Raw genomic sequence first — 22,648 nt, 5'->3', positions numbered from 1 at the left:
AAACCATAGCGATTTCAAGCTATCAATCTCGAATCACTGTAATTATATACAGATGTTTAAGGTATCTTAGCAGACTTTGAATACAAGGCAATATTAAGCCGTTAATTACAACCAACCCTTTTGCTTGGCGATTCTGGCAGCATCAATTCGGTTACTGGCATTGAGTTTGCTGATGGCTTCCGATAAATAGTTTCGTACTGTGCCTTCTGCAATAAACAACTGACTGGCAATATCGCTGGTTGATAAGCCTTCGCTTGCCAGGCGCAATGCACGTCTTTCTTTGTCGTTGAGAGGGTCTATTTCACCTATGGCGGTAAAAGCTAATTCTGGATCGATAACCCGTTTACCCGCCATCACTTGTTTAATCGCATTAATTAAGTCATCAGACGGAGCGTCTTTTAATAAAAAACCACCGACACCGTATTCTAATGCGCGTTTAATATAACCTGCTCGGCCAAAGGTGGTCAAAATAATCACTTTGGTCTGGCTGCGCTGTTGTTGTAACCATTGGCTCAGCTCTAAACCTGATTTTCCAGGCATTTCAATGTCGGTGAGTAACAGGTCAAATGAATCTGTTTTAAGTTGTTGCATCGCTTTATCGCCGTCTTCGACTTCGACAATCTCTATTTCATTTAAGCTATCACACGCTAATGTGAGCAACGCGGCGAGGGCGCCTCTTACCATCGCTTGATCTTCGGCTAATAGAATTTTCATCTAACGGGCTCACTTAGTGGCAATTGGATACTCACTTTATAATGGGGAATTAATTGATAGTCGATTGTGCCATGTAGCAAGCTTACTCGCTCTTGAATGCCTGTTAATCCGTTGCCTTTGGTGATGATTTTAACCGGCACATTCTCGATAAAGTTGAGTTTGAGCCAGTCTTGGCTTGTTTCAATACACAAGGTGCAATGTGTCGCTTGGCTGTGTTTTATGGTGTTATTAATCAACTCAGTTAGTAGCAAGCTGATTTGCGATTCCATGAGTTCACTGAGTTTAGGGAATGTGCCTTCTATGCTGACAGCAATAGCGTTATCTCTTAACGTGCTGGCTAAGGTGTTTAACGTTTGGGTTAACCCTTGATGTTTATAACCCGATACCGTGTGGCGAATTTGGCTTAAACAGTCTCGAGTTATCACGCTAACTTGATGAATTTGCAGTTGCGCTTGGTCGATTTTACCTGAGGTAATGAGCTTGTCTGCCAGTTCTGCTTTTAAGGCGATGGCGGCTAAGTGATGTCCCATAACATCATGTAAATCGCGGCCAATACGTTCGCGCTCTAATGCGGTGGCTAAATTGGCGACTTCATCTTTTGATTGTTGTTGCTGGCGTTTTATTCGTTGGCGATTTTGTTCAATCACACCAAACACTCCGACACCTAAGCAAATTCCCATACCATAAAAAGTAAAAAAGTAGCCTGAGTAACCCATGCTGATATCGATGACTAAAAGCAAAATACTCAGTCCGATAAAACTCAATATAGCAGTGCGAAGTGAGTAGAAAAAACCAACAAAGAAGCAGCAAAAACTGAATAGTGATATGGCGCCACTACTAACAAATGACGACGCTATTGCTGTGAAAAACATTAACCCAATGGGTTTGAGGGCTTGCTCTTTGCTACTGTTATAAGCCCAGAAATAACCAATAATAAAGGGCACTAATAATCCGATCGCAATCGTAATCTTTAACCATTGACCGTCCATGAAATACAAGGGAATAAAGTAAAAACCTAAGTTTATGAGGTAAACCCAAGCGGTTTTTTGCTCGTAACTTTTTTCATTATTAGATGATAAACATGATGTCATTGTGCCTCCTAGCGCAGTTAATCATAGAGTAACTGCGCGCTAACTAAAACCTATGCGAGTAATAATTAACTGGTCGATTACTGCTTTACTGTTTGTTGGTTTAACAGATATGTTGCCCATCCATACTGAGGGTCAACCTCAGTGGCGGTTTGCCAATCTTGTAAAGCACCTTTTAAGTCGCCTTGTTCCTGTTTCGCTAGTCCGCGCCAAGTATAGGCTTCTGCATGTCCCCAACAGATTTCGTTACAAGGCTGCTCAAATTGACTAATTGCTTGGGTTGCTAATGTTTGTGACTTATCGAGGCCGCCACCAAATACGCTTGGGGTATAAAATGCATTAATTGCTCGCACTAGGCTGACTCGCGGATTGTTAGGTTCGAGATCGTTTGCTTGTTGTAATAATTGCGCTGTTTTCATTCCTAATACGGCACCTTTGCTATTATCAAACGAGATTTGCATTCCGTATACCGCAGCAAGTAGAGCTTGTTGGTCTGCAGATGGATCTTGGACTAAAAGGGATTCTAATGTGTGCTGGGCATTGTTTAATGAATCTGTAGCGAGTTGACGTTGGCCGATGATGTTGGCTGTAATGGCTAGGCGATAATCAGCATAGGCTTTTTCATAATCAATAGCTTGTTCACTGTATTGACTCAGTTCAGTGATATTCATGGTGTTAGCTGCAGCATCAATATCGCTAATATTAGCAAAGCTAGTGTGGCTGACTAAGGTTAAGCTGGTGATCAGTAGTAAGGTTTTCATGGCTATCTCCATTTACGTTTCCCCAATCAAGATGTTGTTGGGATAGGTGTAGTATGGCGATAGACGAAGGATATTCTTAGACACAAAGGTCATCAATTGAAGATGACAAATGTCATTTATTTTCAGTAGAGCTTGTTAAATATGAGTGAATATTTAGCATTTGTTATGAAAAGACCGAATCAATATTCGGTCTTTATTGTGAGTAATATTTCCGCTAACTTAAACCACTTGCATCACTAAATAACTGGTGTAGCCAAGGTAACCTGCTAACAGAACACTACCTTCACGACGACCAATACGTAAGCCACTCCAAGCAAACGGTAATACCATGAACGCGAAGATCAACATGGCGATAAAATCGATTTCGTTAAATCCGGCCGCGGAAACTGGGTGGATTAATGCTGTTGCGCCTAAAATACCGAGTACGTTGAAAATATTTGATCCAACAACATTACCGATGGCAATGTCACTTTGACCTTTAAGAGCTGCCATCACCGAGGTGACAAGCTCTGGCATACTGGTACCAATAGCCACAATGGTTAAGCCAATGATGACTTCGCTAATGCCAAACTGTTTGGCTAAATCGACGGCACCATCAACAAATAATATGCCACCACCAACTAACATCGCGATACCAACAATGATTAATGCGATAGATAAGCCAGGGTGTTGCGGGCTGGCATCAACATCCAGATCTTCTGGGTTATTTTTTGCACTAACATAACTAAAAACTAAATAGCCAACAAGCGCGCTGAATAAAATGGCACCGTCGATAAAGCTCACTTCACCATCAAGCAGCAAAAACCACATTAATACTGAAGCGGCAATCATGATAGGGATGTCGCGCTTCACCATTTGAGATTGCACTGTAATAGGGCGAATAAGAGCGGTGATAGCTAGAATTAAACCAATGTTGACAATGTTGGAGCCGACGACATTACCTAAGGCTATACCTGGATTACCTGCTAATGCTGATTTAACACTAACGGCTAATTCAGGGGCGCTGGTACCAAATGCCACAATGGTTAAGCCAATAATAAGTGGGGCAATGCCCAAACGCAGCGCTACGGCACTGGCTCCGCGCACAAGTGCTTCAGCGCCAATGGTTAAAATAATAAAACCGCCGATAATGGATAACGCAATGAACATTCGAGTTTCTGCCTAATAAATGGTGTACAACGATATTGTTAACGCTGCATAGTTAATGGCGGGTATATTGACAGAATATGTCAAAAAAATACACGCATATTGCGTGTATTTTTTGAAGATAGATAATCGTTAGCTGATTATTACAACTCGTCTTCCCAACGTACTTTGGCGCCGCGAACACCGTCTACTTTGGCGGTAAACGCTTTTTCAAGTACGTGACGTTTAATTTTTAACGTCGGGGTTAACACGTCATTCTCAATGGTCCACTCATCATTAACAACGATAATGGCATCAACATGTTCGTGTGACTCTAAATGTGGATTAACACCATCGAGAGTCTCTTTTAACGATGTTCTTACTTCTTCGCGAGGCTGAAGTTTTGAACCTTCTGAAAGCTGCACTAACGCGACCGGATGTGGTAAGCCTGAACCGATAACACAAATTAAATCTACATGAGTGTCCTGAGCTAATTTACGTTCAATCGGCACTGGAGCAACATACTTACCTTTTGAGGTTTTGAAATTGTCTTTAACGCGGCCGGTAATGTCGATGTAACCGTCTGCGTCAATTTCGCACAAATCGCCAGTGTGGAAAAAGCCATCTTCAGTAAATGCTGCGGCGGTGGCTTCTTCTTGTAAGTAATAGCCGTTCATCAAGCCTGGGCTTTTAACTAATAACTCACCTTCTTCAGTTTGACGTACTAAGCAGCCTTCAACTGGCCGGCCAACCGTGCCGATCTTCTTGGCGTTGAATGGGAAGTTAATTATCGAGTAAGCACAGTTTTCGGTCATTCCCCACGCTTCACAAATATCGATGCCAATGCTGTAATACCATTGAATCAATGATGGTGGGATGGGTGCTGAGCCTGAGCCGTTCAAGCGAGATTGGTCGAGTCCCAAACCTTTCTTAATTTTACGCTTAACAATACTGCTAATGATGGGCAGTTTGAGTAAGGTTTTGAGTTTTTTCTCACCAATCTTGTTGATGATATTTAATTGGAATACTGTCCATAAACGCGGTACCGAGAAAAACACCGTTGGGCGACAGCGTTGAATGTCATCAACAAATGAGTCGAGGCTTTCTACAAAAGAAACCGTTGCCCCTGAATAAAATGACGAGCCTTCAATAGCCACACGTTCGGTAATGTGTGCTAGCGGTAAGTACGATAATAGTCGGTCAGTAGTATTGGTTTGTAAATCACGAATCACCGCTTCGCACGCCCAGCCATAACTGGTAAAGCTTTGAATCGCGCCTTTGGGTTTGCCGGTTGAACCTGAGGTGTAAATCAGTGTCATGACTTGATCTGCAGTTGGGAACGGCTCGTCAACGAGCGGCTGACCCAGCTTTAACAAGTGATCCCAATGATATTGTGCTGGCATGGTGTCATATGGCATGGCTAAACGGAGAATTTCACCGCCAACAGCAGCTTCTTGTTCAGCCCAATGATCGAGTTTACCGGTAAAAATGGCTTTAGCGCCGCTATGTTCAAGTACATAGCGAATAGTTTCTGCATTAGCGGTTGGATAAACAGGCACACTAATGTAACCACCGTACATTAATGCTAAATCGACAATAAACCACTCGGCACAGTTTTTCGACAATACAGCAATTTTATCGCCACGTTCTAAACCTAAATGACGCAGTGAACCTGCAATTTGTTGCATCTTTTGCTGAACTTCACGCCATGTGAAATCAACATATTTACCGTCAATCGGCTGGCGAAGGTAAACTTTGTCACCTTGCGTATCTACCCAATGAGACAACATCTCAACAGGAGTTTTAATTAAATTTTCCATCGACGCTTCCATGTTCTTTATTGTTATTGTGGGTCTCTATAAATTTAGTATGGCCATTTTTGTGCGCTGGCGCAAACAATTGCACAGTATGTGTGCAAGATAACACTATAAACACGTTAGCAGAATCTACTGAATAAACAATAGATATTGAGCAAATACTCTACTTTGAAAAAGTCATAGGTAATAAAAAAGGCGCCCTAGGCGCCTTAAGAAAATATCATACAGTTGTACTTATATTTCCATTATTCCATCCATTTCTACCAATGATCCCTTTGGTAACTCTTTGACGCCAATAGCGGCACGAGCTGGATAAGGTTGTTGGAAGTAACGACTCATAATTTCGTTTACAGTGGAAAAATGAGATAAATCGGTTAAGAAGATATTGAGCTTAACGATGTCACTCATTCTTCCACCTGCTGCTTCACATACAGCGGTCAAATTTTCGAACACTTGTACGACTTGTTCTGCAAAATCATCGCTTACCATGGTCATGGTTTTTGGATCTAACGGAATTTGACCTGAAAGATAAACGGTACTGCCGACTTTAACTGCTTGTGAGTAAGTGCCAATAGCTTGTGGAGCTTTGTCGGTTGCGATGATAATTTTTTCGGCCATGTTGTGCGTGCTCTCTTTAATGGTTATCAGTGACTAGCGGTTACGCGAGGTGCGTAATACTTCAGGTAAAACACGTATTCTGCGCATAACGTTTGCAAGGTGAACACGATCTTTAACTGAAATACGTAAATTAATCAAATACACTCGGCCATCACGTTCTTCGGTACTGAGATTATGAATATTAGATCCAGCAGATGCGATGATAGAAGTAATTTTTGCTAATGCACCTTGATGGTTAACAATTTCAACGCGTAGATTTGCTTGGTATTCTGCGCCTTCTACGTTATCCCAATGTACTGAAATATACTTATCAGGTTCGCCTTGATAGCCGCGAATATTGGCACAACTTTCCATGTGCACTACCAGACCTTTGCCTGGGCTTACATGGGCGATGACGGCATCACCAGGAATTGGGCGACAACAATTGGCGTAAGTGACCAACATACCTTCAGCACCACGAATTGGCATTTGTGGTTTTTCTTTATTGCTATCTTGCGAATCAAACTGCTCACCTACCAAGCGCTGGGCAATCACAATGCTCATGGCATTGCCTAAGCCAATATCTGCTAGCAGCGAGTCTAAAGATGTGTGTTTGGTTTCTTTGATCACTTTCTCAAGTAATTCGGCAGGAATGGTTTCAAGCTTTGTATCACCTAAGGCATGGTTTAATAAACGCTTACCTAATGCGATAGCGTTATCGCCTTTAAGACTCTTTAATACCTGACGAATTTTACCACGAGCTTTACCCGTTACGACAAAGTTTAACCATGCTGCATTAGGACGAGCACCTTTGGCGGTAATAATTTCAACTGTTTGCCCAGAAATTAATGGTTGGCTCAACGGGTATGCTTGACGATTAACGCGTGCGCCAACACAGGTATTGCCCACATCAGTATGTACTTCGTAGGCAAAATCGACGGCAGTTGCATTGACCGGTAATTCTAAGATGCGACCTTCTGGCGTAAATACGTAGATTTCTTCAGGGAATAATTCAGTTTTAACGTTTTCAACAAATTCAAATGAGCTGCTTGCACTTTGCTGTAACTCAAGCAAACTTTGCATCCATTTATGAGCACGAACTTGAGAAGTGCTTTGTTGAGCCGTATCGGTATTGTTTTTATACATCCAATGCGCAGCAACACCTTTGTCGGCCATTTGATCCATTTCTTCAGTGCGAATTTGCACTTCAACAGGAACCGCATGAGGGCCAAATAATGATGTGTGTAATGATTGATAACCGTTGGCTTTGGGAATAGCGATATAATCTTTAAAACGTCCTGGTCGCGGCTTGTATAATCCGTGCATAGCGCCGAGCACGCGATAGCAGGTATCAATAGAGTCAACGATAACTCGGAACGCATAGATATCCATGACCTCTTGAAATTGCAGTTCTTTACTGCGCATTTTTCGATAAATCGAATAGAGGTTTTTTTCACGACCTTTGACTTTAGTGGGGATCCCAGCTTCTTCAAGGCGTGTTTCAATGGCCACTTCAATACTGTTAATTAATTCTTTACGATTCCCACGAGCTGCTTTGACAACATCACGTATCACTCTATGTCGCATAGGGTAATAGGCTTGAAAACCTAAGTCTTCAAGTTCGATTTTGATATTGTGAATACCTAATCGGTTAGCTATTGGGGCGTAGATTTCTAGGGTTTCGCGAGCAATACGACGACGTTTATCAGGGCGAAGTGAGCCCAGTGTGCGCATATTGTGAGTTCGGTCAGCCAACTTGATGAGGATAACTCGAATATCTTGAGTCATTGCCATCATCATTTTACGGAAATTTTCCGCTTGGGCTTCTTTTCTATCACGAAACTTGATTTTATCAAGTTTTGAAACACCTTCCACCAGTTCTGCAACCGCCACACCAAATAACTCTGTGAGTTCTTCTTTGGTGACAGGAGTATCTTCGATGGTGTCATGAAGCAAGGCAGCCATAAGCGACTCGTGATCGAGACGCATGTCTGCCAAGATGCGGCTAACCGCAACAGGATGGGTAATGTAAGGCTCGCCACTTGTGCGCATTTGCCCTTCGTGGGCATCACGCGCAACCAAATAGGCCTGCTTGAGTAATTCTACTTGATCCGGCTCTAAATAGCTGGATGCTGACTCTTTTAGACCTTCAAACAGATACAAGTGGCGCTACTCCTTATAAAACGCGGCCTTCTGCAATGGCTGCGACAGCGGCAATTTCAGCTGCTTCACGTTCACGAACAGTTTGGCGCTCATCAGCATCTAAAGTGTTTGAGGTGACTAAACCTAATTCGATTTCACGTAAAGCGACAACCGTTGGTTTATCATTCATCTCATCAACCATAGGTTCTTTACCTTGGACGGCGATTTGGCGTGCACGACGCGCTGCAACCAGGATCATATCAAAACGGTTGCCGATTTTATTTACGGCGTCTTCTACAGTTACGCGAGCCATGTGTTGAAACTCCAGTGTTATCTATGGGAAAAAATGACGCAAAATTGTACACTATGACAATTAATCTGCCAAGAGATCAACAATCATATCATTTTGCGCATGCTGCTGACTAGCACAGGTTAGCCTTTGACTGCGAATAATGGCGCTTAAATCGGCTAGCGCGTTATCGAAATCGTCATTTACAATTATAAATTCGTATTGCGCATAATGTGACATTTCCGAAACGGCTTGTGCCATGCGCGAATCAATCACTTGCTGACTATCCTGACCTCGGCCAGTTAAACGACGTTCAAGCTCAGCTTTAGACGGCGGTAAAATAAACACTCCAATCGCCGTTGTCATTAATTTTTTTACTTGTTCTGCGCCCTGCCAATCAATATCAAGAAATACATCGATGCCTTTATCTAATGTTTGTTCGATGACGAGCTTGGAAGTGCCATAAAAATTGCCAAAAACTTCGGCCCATTCAATAAAGGCATTTTGGGTAATTAGTGCTTTAAATTGTTCCACAGTAATAAAATGATAATGTTGGCCATCGACTTCGCCTGGACGAGGTTTGCGGGTCGTATGTGACACTGAAACCTGTTTATCGCTGGGTTTATCTTTTAATAGTGCTGATATAAGTGATGATTTACCTGCGCCACTAGGGGCTGACACAATAAAAAGATTTCCACGAGTGCTCATAAAAAGGGTTTCTCATCCGATTATTCATTAAGAAAGCTTAATATTATACTCGTTAACTGTAGGGTTATGCTAGCGCAATGATAGATATTGGTATTGTGTCTAAAATGCTCAAATAGCTATTAGATTAATGAAATCAACTCTTGGATTGCTTAAAAGTGACTTACGCGATAGTGAATAAAAAAGTAACGCAAAATCTAGGTTGGGTATGGCTTTATAAGATAAATTCTGTAGGCTTTGCGCTATTAATAGCGGGTGTCGATTTTGATGATGAGAACAATCCATTTGTGTTGTAATAACGCACGATAATCACCGACTCATTCTGTTATGTAGCCAGCTGTTTTTTGATTTTTTTGTAAATGAATAGGAATGATTGATGTCTGTAAAAACCCTACTGTGCCGAGATGGTCGTGACACAGGCTTAAGGTTAATGGGAGTTATTTTAGCTGCATTTTTGTTGCTAATAATCTCTGCTGTTGTATTTCCGGCAAGTGTAATTAATTGGATTGTGACGCTAGCAGTAATGCCTATTGTTGGTTTATCGGCTGTTCGTCGCTTAAATGATGCCAATAAGTCGATTAAATTGGCAATGGTATGTGTTGTTCCGGTATTGGTTTTTGGCATATTAACCTACTTAATGGCGCCTTTAGGCGCACTAGCAGGAGTGTTTTTGTTTGGCCTGGCTTGTGGTGGCTACCTAGCATTCTTACCGGCTAAAAATTCAATTAACTATGTGCAAGGATATTATGGACCAAGCATGGTATCAGTATCCATTTCGGGCTCGGTTTTTCATCGACAAGAACCGGTAATGAAAGGGCAGGTTATGCCTGTTCATGAGCAGCCTGATAACACTTTTTCATCAAGAGAGCCAGCTGATGAAGTAGCGTTTACGGGTGTAACTCATCCAGATTCTGCCGATAGAGACAAACATCCATTTAATGATGATGCTGTGCCGCAAACAAGTTTCGAGCAAGCTGGCACACACATGGATCAACATTTCGATACAGCAACAGAAGATGATCCGGTCAATTCGTTTTCGACGTCGCCAGAACGTAGTCATCAGCCGCTTTATGTTGATCAAGATGCGTTGCAGTCAGGGTCGATTACTGAACTTGCAAAATCTTGGTTGAATGTGGCTAAGTTACACCAGACAAAGTTGATTTTAATCGGTAAAATTGCTGTGGCTATTATTGCTGTTAGTGTGGTTGTGTATTTGGTTTTCACTTTAATCAGTGTATTTTCTGGCGACGGCACAGAGCAAACTGAGCATGTTGATGATATGAGTAATCAACAACAAGCCAGCATTCGACAAATGATCAAACTGCCTGATGGGTTTTGGCTCGCTTTAGAGGGCGAAATCCTTATCGTACGTTGGTTAGGTGAAAGTGGTGATAAACAAAATTTATGGCGTTTAGCGACTGCAATAGGTGATAAAACCTGTACCAACCTTGAATTTAATGACGGTAGCCGTTACCGACCAATAACGGTTGATCTACTAGATGATGGTGCCAGTGAAGCTCGATTTACGCCACTGGATAAAGATGCCATTGTTAATCATGTTGCGCTTAGAGGTAGCTTTAAGTTGTGTGGTTATGAATTTAGTTTAAAGGGCAGCCAAGCAACATTAATGCAAAACCCTCAATTTGAAATGATACTAAGCCAGTAACCATTATTAAGGTAACCAAACAGAAGAAATGTGTTGGTTATCTTTGGCTTTGATGAACATGATTTGGAGTTTTTGATTGGTCAATTTTATCCGTAAAAATGTATTGCCTCAGTTTGGTTTTAGTAGTGAGCATAGTACGCTTTATCCATTGGGTAATGGCCATATTAATCAAACCTTCTTGGTGAGTGATAAATCAAAATCGTTGGTGTTGCAGCGCATTAATACCCAAGTATTTATTGAACCTAAGGTGGTCATTCAAAATGCTGCCAATATCAGCCAGCACTTACTGATTAAACGCCAACAGCAGCATTATCCATTACAAGTGGTTAGTCCAATAGCCACTATAGCAGGTGCACTATATTTGGATTTAGGCGAACAAGGTTTTTGGCGAGCAATAGATTACTTACCTCATAGCAACACGATTGAAGTGGTTGATACACCAGCTCAAGCTAAGTTGGCAGCTGAGGCTTTTGGGCATTTTGCCGCAGCATTAAGTGATTTGAACCCTAGTTACATTGTCGATGTTATCCCTGATTTTTTGAATTTACCTCAGCGTATTGCTCAATTGCGTGATGCAAAGGCAGCTGACACTCACAATCGATTAAGTCATTGTAAAGATTGGGTCGTTTTGTGTTTGTCACAGACAAATTTACTGGCAACATTGGTACAATACGAAGCCGAATTACCGGTTCGAATATGTCATAATGATACTAAAATCAATAATATGCTGTTTGATGGGCGAGATATGTCCAGCATGGCCATTATTGATTTAGATACCTGCATGAAAGGATATTTGATGTATGACTTTGGTGATATGGTGCGCGCTTTTTGCTCTCCAGAGCCAGAAGACTCAACTAATTTAACCAATGTATATGCCCGACCTGAGATTATTATTGCAGCCACAAAATCGTACATGGAATCTCTAGCTGACATTATTACTCCGCTCGAAAAACGTAGTTTATGGCTCGGCACTAAAGTGATGCCATTAATGCTTGGAGTACGGTTTTTAACGGATTATTTAAATGGCGATACATATTTTGGGATCAAGTATCAAACTCACAATCTTGATCGCGCTATAAATCAGTTAACTATTTATCAAAGTCTACTGCAGCAAGAAGCGCAGTTAATGTCATTATTTAACTCGTAGTCACCATCGTTAACTCACTTCAGCTTGAGATCATACCTATTACCATAAGTAGCAGCACAAAAAGTTTTATAATAATGGGCATTATTTTGATCTGAGGTTAGTTATTCATTTAAACAAAAGAAGGACTTCGTAGATGTCGAATTTGCTCAATAAATATAAATGGATTTTATTTGATGCCGATGAAACGCTATTTCATTTCGATGCTTTTGCTGGATTGAAATTAATGTTTTCGCGCTTTGAAGTTGATTTTAATATTGATGACTTTGCTGTTTATCAGCAAGTAAATAAACCATTGTGGGTCGAGTATCAAAACGGTTTAATTAGTGCTACGCATTTACAACATACCCGATTCCATCACTGGGCGAACAAACTATCTGTTACTCCACAGCATCTAAACAGTCAGTTTCTTGCGGCTATGGCCGATATTTGTCAGCCATTGCCTGGTGCCCGGGAACTGATTGATTCCCTAAGCGGTAAAGTTAACCTTGGTATAATTACTAATGGTTTTACCGAGCTACAAAATATCCGCTTGAGCCGTACTGGCTTTGAAGATGCTTTTAATCCGGTGGTTATTTCTGAACAACTAGGTATAGCAAAGCCAGATGTTGCTATTTTCCATCATGCTTTTAGCTTAATGGGAAAGCCGGAGAAGCATCAAGTGCTTATGGTTGGCGATAACTTACATTCTGACATCTTAGGCGGTATCAATGCAGGTATCGACACTTGTTGGTTAAATCATCATGACGAACCTATAAGTGATGATATCTCTCCAAGTTATCAGGTTCGTAATTTAACTGAACTGCATCAATTACTGATACCCAACACCATTGTCTAAGATTAAATACGCTATAAAATCAGTAATAAAAAAGCCATTCGACTGAATGGCTTTTTTAATCAATTTATTTTAAACCCTATTATTGAAATAAATCTTCAGCAACATTGTCGATAAAAATATCGCCACTTTGCTGTGTTTCAGTAACATATTCTTTGGGTTCTGTACCTTCAACAAAATACTCAAACTCGGTAGTGTGGTCTGTCTTGCGAGTCAATTTGCCAGTCGCTAAATCAATACGTGCAGATACAATTCCTTTTGGCGGGATAACAGAAGGTTCAGGCGTACCAGACAGGGCCTTATTCATATAGTCATTCCAACCAGGACCAGCGGTTTTAGCACCCGCTTCCGCACCTGATATCTGATCTGGTTCGCCGGTAGCCATCCAGCTTGAGCGCCCTAGCTGACGTCCATGGTCATCAAAACCAACCCAGAATGTTGCTGTAAGTGTAGGGTTAAAACCACTGAACCAAGTGTCTCGAGATTCGTTAGTTGTACCTGTTTTACCCGCAATGTCATGACGCTTAATTAATTTAGATGCACGCCAAGCTGTACCATTCCAACCAGTACCTTTGCTCCAATCGCCGCCGCCCCAAATTACGCTCTTTAGCGCTTCAGTGATCAAAAATGCAGTTTGTTCTGAAACGACTCGCTTAGCAAAGCGAGCTTGTGGATTACTGCAAATGTTTTGTTCAGCGGTAATGGACGTTGCTTCAACTTCTCCATCTAATGTATCTACTGATGCTTCTGGAGCTTGCTGAGAGAATTCTTCAGCCATCGCAGCAAATGGATCTTCAATAACCACATCATCTTCAACAGAGGGGACTGGTTTGCTACATGCAATAGCGGGAATGGTTTGTTCAATCGTGTTGTCGTATGAGTCGGTCACGCGATCGATAAAGTAAGGTTCAACTAAATAACCACCATTTGCAAAGCTATTAAATGCAGTGGCGACCTGTAACGGTGTCACTGAAGGTGAACCCAATGCTAACGATTCATTTCGGGGTAAATCACTCGGATCAAAACCAAACTGTACTAGTTTTTTGATAGTGTCATCTAAGCCTGTGTGGCGCATTGCTCTGACTGACATAACGTTAATAGACTGAGCTAAACCGACACGTAAACGTGTTGGACCACCGTAAATGTCTGGTGAGTTTTTAGGACGCCACGCAGTGCCCTGACGGGTATCTGGTTTGTTAATCGGAGCGTTATTGATGAGCGTAGCCAGTGTGTAACCTTTTTCTAACGCAGCAGCATAAATAAAAGGTTTAATATTGGAACCTAATTGGCGTTTAGCTTGAGTCACTCGGTTGAATTGACTTTGACTAAAGCTAAATCCACCGACGAGGGTTTTAATCGCACCGTCATGAGGTTCAAGTGACACTGTCGCACTAGAGACTTGTGGTATTTGAGACAATTGCCAATACTTACCATTATGACGGATCCACACTTGTTGACCAGCGGTCAAAATATCACTGGCTTGTTTTGGTGGTAAGCTTTGGCGTTTATCGCTTATAAACTTACGCGCCCATTTTAGGCCTTTCCATTCAAGTGTAATCAGTTCGCCCTTGCCATCCATTACCTGTGCTTGTTGATCTTGAACGCTTATAACTGCAGCGGGCATAATGCCCTGCATTGAGTCGGTGCGTTTTAACGTAGCGACAATCTCATCATGGTCGAGCGGAGTATCAGTCCATAATTCAGTCACAGGACCACGGAATCCATGGCGTTGATCATAAGCAAAAACGTTATCTCTTAATGATTCCTGCGCCATCAATTGGAGTTCGGATGATATCGTGGTGTAGACATTGTAGCCGTTAGTATAGGCTGCTTCTTCACCGTATTTCTGGATCATGTAATCACGCGCCATTTCTGAAACATACGGAGCGTATAAATCAATTTCAGCACCATGGTATTTCGCGGTCGATGGGCTACTGATCGCCTCTTGATATTCTGCTTGAGTAATATTGCGTTTCTCTAGCATACGACTCAATACCCAATTACGACGAGATATCGCACGTGATTGGTTTCTAATTGGATTAGCTGCAGATGGAGCTTGTGGTAGGCCTGCTATCATTGCCATTTCTGGTAGTGTCAATTGGCTCAGTTCTTTACCATAATAGACTTGAGCAGCAGCACCAACACCATAAGCGCGGTTACCTAGGAATGAACGATTTAAATAAAGAGCTAAAATTTCTTTTTTCGATAACGCCTTTTCAATTTTCAATGCAAGGAAGATTTCTTTTACTTTACGAATGTATGTTTTTTCGTTAGATAAGAAAAATCCTCGGGCAACCTGTTGTGTAATCGTACTTGCACCTTGGCTTTTCTTACCTGTTGTTATTAATATGATTGCCGCGCGGATAATACCAATCGGATCAATACCATTATGTTCAAAAAAGCGCGCATCTTCAGTGTCGAGTACGGCATTAATTAACTGAAAGGGCACTTCTTCATACTCGACAGGTATGCGACGTTTCTCACCAAATTGAGAAATCAGTTTGCCATCGCGGCTGTAAATACGCAGCGGAGTTTGTAATTGGACCGTCTTTAGCGAATTAACATCGGGTAAGTCAGGTAGCACATAAAAGTAAGCGGCAGCTATAGCAGCAATGCCAAGTAGTGATAGGCTAAAAAATGCAATTAATAAACGTTTAAACCACTTCACTCAATAATTCCAGATAAATCAAAAATAGTAGCGGTAGTATATAAGCGGGAGAGTTTTTGGTGAAGTAAAACATGAAATAACTAAATATAATTTGTAAAATGCTGAAACATTTTATACAAATACTTATAACGAGTTGATTATGTGCTAATCTCTTAGAAAATAAAAATAGAATTGTGATGACGGACTATGCTTTCTAAATTGTGGAAGCGTCAAGCACCTCAGATGGTTGGGATTGATATTGGGTCTCATGAAATAAAAGCCATTTTGTTGAGCAAGACTGCGGATGGATATAAAATTCAAAATCATGCGTCAGTTCCTGTTAGAAAGGGAGCTGTGGTCGATCATGATATTCGTGATACTGAAGCGGTAATTGAGTCGCTAAGACAGATTCGACGGGGTTTACCTAAATCCCTAAAGTTTGCAGCTGTCGCGGTTTCTGGCTCTGCCGTTATGACTAAAGTCATTTATATGGATGCAGCGTTAAATGAAGAGGAGATGGAAGCTCAAATTGAAATTGAAGCTGACAATCTTATTCCTTATTCACTTGATGAAGTCAGCATCGATTTTGAAAGGCTTAACCCGAATATTACCGACCCAACCAAAGTTAACGTATTACTGAGCGCATGCCGCACAGAAAATATTGATTCACGTGTAGACTCTTTGGATGCCATTGAACTAGACGTTAAAGTTGTTGATGTGGAAGCTTATGCACTTGGACGCTCTGCAGAATTAATTTATGGTCAGTTACCTGATGGCGCTAAAGATAAATCAATCGCCATGGTTGATATCGGCGCCAATATGACCACATTTTCTGTGGTTGAAAATGGTGACACGACGTTTATACGTGAGCAAGCTTTTGGCGGTGAGTTATTCACTCAGTCAATTGTGTCATTTTATGGGATGCCCCATGATGAGGCTGAACGCGCTAAGATTACTGGACAATTACCGCGTAATTATATGTTCGAAGTTTTATCTCCGTTTCAAATGCAATTGTTACAACAAATTAAACGAACTTTACAAATATATTGTACTGCCAGTGGACGTGAAAAAGTTGACTATATCGTTTTGTGTGGTGGTACAGCTAAGCTAGAAGGAATGGTTGAATTACTAACTAACGAGTTAGGCACTCATACCATAGTTGCAGATCCTTTTCAGGGGTGTTTGCATGCAGATGATGTTATGAAAAGTCAACTTCAACCTAATATGAGTAAATATATGGTGGCATGTGGTCTTGCGCTAAGGAGTTATGCTCAATGGCGAACATAAACTTATTACCTTGGCGTGAAGAAGCTAGAGAGAAGCAAAAACGCGATTTTATCGGTATTTTAGCGTTAGTTTTTTTAGTGACATCACTTGTAGTATATTTATTTCTGGGTTTTCTAGAGGTTGTCACTGAAGATCAGCGTCAGCGTAATGCATATTTAGTATCAGAAATTACCTTACTTGATACCCAAATAGCAGAAATTAGAAAAATTACCGAACGTAAAAAAGATATTGAACGTCGAACTGAAATTATTCTCAACTTACAGCAGTCGCGTAATTTACCTACTCATGTTTTAGATGAATTAGTCCGAATAGTGCCACCGGGTATTTATCTTTCAAGTATAGAGAAAAAAGGTAGCGTGTTATTAATCGAAGGACGAAGCGAATCAAATAATAACGTCGCGAATATGATGAGAAAAGTTAAAACATCTTCTTATCTTAACGATCCGAGTATGCAATCGATTGTGACGCAAAATGAAGAATTAAGACAGTTACAGCGGTTTAAATTACGTGTCACTATCCGTGATGATTCACAAGTCACTAATGTTGATCCGAACCAAGGAGCGAGAAAATGAATCTCGACCTAGATCAATTTAACGATATCGATTTTGAAAATATTGGTGGTTGGCCCAAGCTGGTAAAAATTGTCTTTGCTGCATTTTTATCTGTGTGTGTTATCGGTGCTAGTTATTATTTGTTTATTTCAGATTCGATCGATCAAATGGAAGCTGAACAGCAAAAAGAAATTCAACTTCGTGAAGATTTTGAAACTAAATATCGTTTAGCAGCTAATCTTAAGCTATACCGTGAACAATTAGACGTGATGGAGGTGCAGTTTGCCGAATTGCTTAAAATGCTACCATCCGAAAATGAAATGCCAGGTTTATTAGATGATTTAACATTTGTTGCAACTGATGCTGGCCTCAGAATTAATAGCCTAGATTGGGATGATGAAATTGAACGTGATTTCTATATTGAATTTCCGATAAAGATGTCAGTAGTAGGTGATTATCATCAAATGGGTAATATGGTCAGTGGTGTTGCCAAATTACCTCGAATTGTCAGTTTGCATGATTTTACTATCAAGCAGAACGATGCCGGTGGATTATCAATGGATATTCTCGCCAAAACGTATCGTTTTAAAGAAGGGGCTGAATTAACGAAACAGGCCGATAAGGGGCAGAAATAATGAAATTTTTGCCTTTATTGTTATCAATGGTGTTTTTATTGAGTGGTTGTATTGGCGAACGCAGCGATTTAGAGCTATTTGTTACTACTACAAAGGCGCAACACGTTGCCCGTATACCACCATTAAAGCAAACACCGAAGTTTGAACATTTTGCTTATCAAGCTGAATTAATGCGCAGTCCTTTTGTTCCACCATCAAGGGAATTGACAGAAGAGGTGATTGATACATCTAGAGATTGTTTACAACCAGACTTGAAACGTCGCAAAGGTCGCTTAGAAACTTATGCATTAGACAATTTAAGAATGCGCGGAACATTGAGTGAAGAGAGTACTATTTGGGCTTTAGTCGAATCTAGTGATGCCAATGTTTATCGCATGGGTGTAGGTGAGTATTTAGGGCTTTATCATGGCCGAATTGCTAAAGTAACGCCGCAATTTATCGAAATTATAGAATTAATCCCTGATGGTTCAGGTTGTTGGGCAGAAAGATCCAGCAATTTAGAATTATCAGGAAAATAACGTGCGAAGGATGAGAGAATAATGGAATCTTCTGCCGCGATAAAAAAAGCAATAACAAAGTTATTATTTTTTAGAGCGTTTTTAGGCGCAGTATTATTAATGGGTTTAATACCTAGTGCGATAGCTGCTAATCGTCTTATGGACGTCAAATATCATTCAATGGTTGATCACCAATTAGAATTAGAGTTAATTTTTGAATCATCAATAGTGTCACCGTCTGTGGATTTATCTGCAGACCCAGCAGAAATTATGTTGAATTTCTCAGACACTATTTCTAATTTAAATAAAAGTAAAATTCCGATAAACGCTGTTGGTGTAATAGAGTTAACTACACAACAACAAGGTGGCGATTTACAAATCATTGTTGCAATGTCTAACGTAAAACCATATCAAGGTAAAATTGTTGGTAATAGTTATAGATTAACTATTAATGATGATGTGTCTGGTCCGGTAGAAGCAAACAATCCATTTGTTAATGGTATTAGTAGTATTGATTTTCGCCGCAATAAAACCGGCGGTGGAGAAATATTATTCAATCTTAGCAATCGTTCTGTCGCGGCGAATGTAGAACAAGTTGGTTCAAAGCTTGAAATAAAACTTTATAACACCGATATTGGCAATGACTTACTTTACGTTATGGATGTACAAGACTTTGCTACACCGGTAAATAGTTTTGAAACATTTAAAGATGATTTAACTGCCCGTATTTTGGTGGATGTTGATGGCAACTATGATTATAACTACCGCCAAGATGGCAATGTGTTTAAAGTTAGCGTCGATAAAGTTGAGCGTGTCTCTGTCGCTAAAGAGGCAAAGAAATATAATGGTCGTTCATTATCACTAAACTTCCAAAATATTTCAGTGCGTACTGTGTTGCAAATTATTGCTGATTATAACAACTTTAACCTAGTGACCAGCGATACCGTTGAAGGTGAGATTACCTTACGTTTAGATGATGTGCCTTGGGATCAAGCTTTAGATCTTATATTGCAAACTAAAGGTCTCGACAAGCGTATTGAAGGCAATATTTTAATGGTGGCACCGAGTGAAGAGCTTGCCATTCGCGAAAGTAATGACCTGAAGAATCGCCAAGAAGTAAAAGAGTTAGCACCACTATATTCTGAATACTTACAAATAAACTATGCTAAAGCGATCGATATTGCCGAGTTACTTAAAACTACGGATTCAACGTTATTATCATCTCGTGGTAGTGTTGCTGTTGATGAACGTACAAATACGTTACTGGTAAAAGATACGGCTGAGATTTTAGAAAACGTACACCGCTTAATAGAAGTATTAGACATTCCTATTAAACAAGTGCTAATCGAAGCGCGTATGGTGACAGTGAAAGACGACGTATCTGAAGATCTCGGGATTCGTTGGGGCATAACCGATCAACAAGGTTCTAAGGGCACATCTGGCACCATTGGAGGAGCAACGAGTATTGCTAACGGTACTATTCCAAGCATTGACGATCGCCTCAATGTTAATTTACCGGCAGCAGCAAGCTCGGCGACCAGTATCGCTTTCCATGTGGCTAAATTGGCAGACGGTACAGTACTCGATTTAGAATTAAGTGCATTAGAGCAAGAAAACAAAGGTGAGATCATTGCCAGCCCACGTATTACCACATCTAACCAGAAGTCGGCATACATTGAGCAAGGTGTTGAAATCCCATACGTTGAGTCAGCATCAAGCGGCGCAACAACAGTGACCTTTAAGAAGGCGGTGTTATCGCTACGTGTGACTCCACAAATAACTCCAGATGACCGGGTTATCCTAGATCTTGAAATTACCCAAGATTCTCAAGGAACAACGGTTGCTACAGCAACGGGTGAAGCGGTTGCGATTGATACTCAGCGTATTGGTACTCAGGTACTCGTAGATAATGGCGAAACGATTGTGTTAGGTGGTATTTACCAGCAAAACCTCATTAGCCGAGTAAGCAAAGTTCCGGTTCTGGGTGATATTCCTTTAGTTGGCTTCTTATTTAGAAATTCAACCGACACAAATGAGCGCCAAGAGCTATTAATTTTTGTAACCCCTAAGATTGTTGCTGACAAACGTTAATTTTTTTACACGCTATAGCAATAATAAAAAGCCAGCTACTTAATTGCTGGCTTTTTTATGACAGTGATTTATGGGGGAGTAATGGCTAAATGCGTTAAATAGCGCATCACTAAACGTTACTCCAATCGAACAAATTATCGTTTTAGTGGTAATCATGGCAACTTCCTTAAAGTTTTAAGGTATTAACTTTAATTAGATAGTGCAGTGCTAATCGGCCTATAGTCTTTGTATTAACAAAGACTTAATCGAAAACATTACCTTTTATTTGAGGTTTTAAACATCAGTAACATAATAAAATCATGATAAATAGCTGTGATGACTTGCAAGCGGTAGCCCTTAACTGAGATAATCCTCCGTCAAGTCTCATTAGAGCAAGGTTAAATTATAGGTCGGCTTGAGTTTAAGTCGATAAGGCATTCTTTCATATAAGATTCAGACGTATACGAAATGGCTGAAAAACGCAATATTTTTCTGGTAGGCCCTATGGGCGCAGGTAAAAGCACAATTGGTCGCCATCTGGCGCAAATGCTGCATTTAGATTTCCACGATTCAGATCATGAGATTGAACAACGTACCGGTGCAGATATTGCCTGGGTGTTTGACGTCGAAGGTGAGGAAGGCTTCCGTAGACGTGAAGCTCAAGTCATCGGTGATCTTTCAGAAAGGCAAGGTATCGTTCTCGCGACAGGTGGTGGTTCTGTTCAGAGTAAAGATATCCGCAACTATCTTTCTGCTCGAGGTATAGTGGTTTACTTAGAAACAACTATCGACAAACAAGTCGCGCGCACGCAGCGTGATAAGCGTCGCCCGTTGTTACAAGTAGATGATCCACGTGAAGTGCTTGAAAGCTTAGCGGAAATTCGCAACCCTCTATATGAGGAAATTGCGGATGTTATCGTTAAGACTGATGAGCAAAGCGCGAAAATCGTCGCAAACCAAATTATCGAGCAACTTGGCTTTTAGGTAACAACATGCAACAGATTCAGGTTCAATTAGGTGATAGAAGTTACCCCATTTATATTGGCCAGGATTTGATGAATGATAGCGGGCTATTTGCTCGCTACCTAACAAACAAAAAAGCCTTAATTGTTTCAAATGACACCATTGCTCCGTTGTATCTTCAACAGATACAACAAGCGATGAGCGCTTGCGCGCGCATTGAAACGGTTATTTTGCCGGATGGCGAAAAATTTAAAGATTTACAACATCTAGATTATATTTTTACCGAATTACTTGAGCATAACTTTGCCCGAGACTCGGTATTAGTCGCACTAGGTGGTGGTGTTGTTGGTGATATGACTGGTTTCGCGGCTGCGTGTTATCAGCGTGGAATTGAGTTTATTCAAGTGCCAACTACATTACTGTCCCAAGTTGATTCTTCAGTTGGTGGTAAAACGGCTGTTAATCATCCTCTTGGGAAAAATATGATTGGTGCATTTTATCAGCCTAAATCAGTGATTATCGATACGCTTTGCTTACAGACATTACCCGCAAATGAGTTTGCTGCAGGTATGGCTGAAGTGATTAAGTACGGTATTATTTGGGATGCTGACTTTTTCCAGTGGCTTGAAGCAAATGTAGATGCGTTAAAATCGCTTCAAACTGACGCGTTAAATTATGCCATTGCTAAATGTTGTCAGATTAAAGCAGATGTTGTCGCACAAGATGAAACTGAACAAGGTGTAAGAGCGTTATTAAACCTTGGGCATACCTTCGGGCACGCTATCGAAGCTGAAATGGGCTACGGTGTTTGGTTACATGGCGAAGCTGTCTCTGCTGGTACCGTTTTAGCGGCTCAAACAGCATGTAAGCTCAATCTATTAGATGAGCAAAGTGTCGAGCGTATTTGCCGATTGATGCAAGCGTTTGATTTACCTATAACGGCTCCAGAGTCGATGGGTTTTGAACAGTTTATCAAGCATATGCGTCGAGATAAAAAAGTGTTAGGTGGTAAAATCCGCTTAGTATTACCTACAGAAATAGGCAAAGCTGATGTCTTTAGTGATGTGAGTGAAGACTTATTGAAACAGGTTATTAGCTGCGTATAAATTATTCCG

General features: G+C 40.8%; 20 protein-coding genes. 10 read left to right on the top strand and 10 right to left on the bottom strand.

All coding sequences use genetic code 11. The features are described 5' to 3' along the window. Nucleotides 1-105: 105 nt before the first annotated feature. The 9 genes from H5125_RS01395 to gmk all read right to left on the bottom strand — a co-directional run bounded on the left by H5125_RS01395 (nucleotide 106) and on the right by gmk (nucleotide 9,241). Nucleotides 106-714, bottom strand: coding sequence for a DNA-binding response regulator (locus H5125_RS01395; RefSeq protein ID WP_162022132.1), 609 nt, complete (start codon nucleotides 712-714; stop codon nucleotides 106-108). Continuing rightward, nucleotides 711-1,805 carry a sensor histidine kinase gene (locus tag H5125_RS01390; RefSeq protein WP_182743272.1) on the bottom strand — a complete coding sequence of 365 codons (1,095 nt, stop codon included), beginning with the start codon at nucleotides 1,803-1,805 and terminating at the stop codon, nucleotides 711-713. Before H5125_RS01390 ends, H5125_RS01395 begins: the two co-directional genes overlap by 4 nt. 77 nt (nucleotides 1,806-1,882) lie before the next feature. After that, nucleotides 1,883-2,563, bottom strand: a complete 681-nt coding sequence (locus tag H5125_RS01385; RefSeq protein ID WP_182743270.1) for a tetratricopeptide repeat protein — start codon at nucleotides 2,561-2,563, stop codon at nucleotides 1,883-1,885. Between the two features lie 219 nt (nucleotides 2,564-2,782). After that, the gene (locus tag H5125_RS01380) at nucleotides 2,783-3,712 is read right to left on the bottom strand and encodes a calcium/sodium antiporter (protein ID WP_101084972.1); all 930 of its coding nucleotides are present in this window, start codon (nucleotides 3,710-3,712) and stop codon (nucleotides 2,783-2,785) included. A 140-nt stretch (nucleotides 3,713-3,852) separates the two neighbouring features. Further along, nucleotides 3,853-5,508, bottom strand: a complete 1,656-nt coding sequence (locus H5125_RS01375) for an AMP-binding protein (protein ID WP_101084973.1) — start codon at nucleotides 5,506-5,508, stop codon at nucleotides 3,853-3,855. Nucleotides 5,509-5,739: 231 nt separating this feature from the next. Beyond that, nucleotides 5,740-6,123, bottom strand: a complete 384-nt coding sequence (locus tag H5125_RS01370; RefSeq protein ID WP_182743268.1) for a RidA family protein — start codon at nucleotides 6,121-6,123, stop codon at nucleotides 5,740-5,742. A 33-nt stretch (nucleotides 6,124-6,156) separates the two neighbouring features. Then, the gene (gene spoT / locus H5125_RS01365) at nucleotides 6,157-8,265 is read right to left on the bottom strand and encodes a bifunctional GTP diphosphokinase/guanosine-3',5'-bis pyrophosphate 3'-pyrophosphohydrolase (RefSeq protein WP_011635853.1); all 2,109 of its coding nucleotides are present in this window, start codon (nucleotides 8,263-8,265) and stop codon (nucleotides 6,157-6,159) included. 13 nt (nucleotides 8,266-8,278) lie between these two features. Then, a complete protein-coding gene (rpoZ, locus tag H5125_RS01360) occupies nucleotides 8,279-8,557 on the bottom strand; it encodes a DNA-directed RNA polymerase subunit omega (protein WP_011635854.1) in 279 nt (92 codons plus the stop codon). Between the two features lie 60 nt (nucleotides 8,558-8,617). Beyond that, nucleotides 8,618-9,241: a guanylate kinase gene (gene gmk, locus H5125_RS01355; protein WP_101087663.1), complete on the bottom strand. Its 624-nt coding sequence runs from the start codon at nucleotides 9,239-9,241 to the stop codon at nucleotides 8,618-8,620. Nucleotides 9,242-9,614: 373 nt separating this feature from the next. On the opposite strand from gmk, the gene H5125_RS01350 reads away from it, so the two are divergent. The 3 genes from H5125_RS01350 to yjjG all read left to right on the top strand — a co-directional run bounded on the left by H5125_RS01350 (nucleotide 9,615) and on the right by yjjG (nucleotide 12,886). After that, nucleotides 9,615-10,904: a DUF805 domain-containing protein gene (locus H5125_RS01350; protein WP_182743266.1), complete on the top strand. Its 1,290-nt coding sequence runs from the start codon at nucleotides 9,615-9,617 to the stop codon at nucleotides 10,902-10,904. Nucleotides 10,905-10,980: 76 nt separating this feature from the next. Then, nucleotides 10,981-12,051, top strand: coding sequence for an aminoglycoside phosphotransferase family protein (locus H5125_RS01345; RefSeq protein WP_182743264.1), 1,071 nt, complete (start codon nucleotides 10,981-10,983; stop codon nucleotides 12,049-12,051). Between the two features lie 133 nt (nucleotides 12,052-12,184). After that, nucleotides 12,185-12,886: a pyrimidine 5'-nucleotidase gene (gene yjjG, locus H5125_RS01340; protein WP_162022138.1), complete on the top strand. Its 702-nt coding sequence runs from the start codon at nucleotides 12,185-12,187 to the stop codon at nucleotides 12,884-12,886. 79 nt (nucleotides 12,887-12,965) lie between these two features. Here yjjG and H5125_RS01335 read toward each other — a convergent pair whose 3' ends face one another. Continuing rightward, a complete protein-coding gene (locus H5125_RS01335; RefSeq protein ID WP_182743262.1) occupies nucleotides 12,966-15,551 on the bottom strand; it encodes a penicillin-binding protein 1A in 2,586 nt (861 codons plus the stop codon). 186 nt (nucleotides 15,552-15,737) lie between these two features. On the opposite strand from H5125_RS01335, the gene H5125_RS01330 reads away from it, so the two are divergent. The 7 genes from H5125_RS01330 to aroB all read left to right on the top strand — a co-directional run bounded on the left by H5125_RS01330 (nucleotide 15,738) and on the right by aroB (nucleotide 22,639). Beyond that, on the top strand, nucleotides 15,738-16,817 hold the full coding sequence (locus H5125_RS01330; protein WP_101087312.1) for a pilus assembly protein PilM: 1,080 nt from the start codon (nucleotides 15,738-15,740) through the stop codon (nucleotides 16,815-16,817). Beyond that, nucleotides 16,805-17,389 (top strand): PilN domain-containing protein, encoded by a 585-nt coding sequence (locus tag H5125_RS01325; protein WP_101087311.1) that lies wholly within the window; start codon nucleotides 16,805-16,807, stop codon nucleotides 17,387-17,389. The genes H5125_RS01330 and H5125_RS01325 overlap by 13 nt, the downstream gene beginning before the upstream one ends. Continuing rightward, entirely contained in the window at nucleotides 17,386-18,003 is a 618-nt protein-coding gene (locus H5125_RS01320) for a type 4a pilus biogenesis protein PilO (RefSeq protein WP_101087310.1), read from the top strand. The genes H5125_RS01325 and H5125_RS01320 overlap by 4 nt, the downstream gene beginning before the upstream one ends. Next, nucleotides 18,003-18,521, top strand: coding sequence for a pilus assembly protein PilP (locus H5125_RS01315; RefSeq protein WP_101087309.1), 519 nt, complete (start codon nucleotides 18,003-18,005; stop codon nucleotides 18,519-18,521). The genes H5125_RS01320 and H5125_RS01315 overlap by 1 nt, the downstream gene beginning before the upstream one ends. Nucleotides 18,522-18,542: 21 nt before the next feature. Then, a complete protein-coding gene (locus tag H5125_RS01310; protein ID WP_162022141.1) occupies nucleotides 18,543-20,591 on the top strand; it encodes a type IV pilus secretin PilQ in 2,049 nt (682 codons plus the stop codon). 447 nt (nucleotides 20,592-21,038) lie between these two features. After that, nucleotides 21,039-21,554 (top strand): shikimate kinase AroK, encoded by a 516-nt coding sequence (aroK, locus tag H5125_RS01305; RefSeq protein ID WP_011635865.1) that lies wholly within the window; start codon nucleotides 21,039-21,041, stop codon nucleotides 21,552-21,554. A gap of 8 nt (nucleotides 21,555-21,562) precedes the next feature. Then, a complete protein-coding gene (aroB, locus tag H5125_RS01300) occupies nucleotides 21,563-22,639 on the top strand; it encodes a 3-dehydroquinate synthase (protein ID WP_101087307.1) in 1,077 nt (358 codons plus the stop codon). Nucleotides 22,640-22,648 lie beyond the last annotated feature (9 nt).

Origin of the sequence: Shewanella sp. SR44-4 (assembly GCF_014163715.1) — a bacterium.
Classification (GTDB): Bacteria; Pseudomonadota; Gammaproteobacteria; order Enterobacterales; family Shewanellaceae; genus Shewanella.
Note: the sequence above shows the minus strand (reverse complement) of the source record. Positions and strands in the feature narration are given on the sequence as shown.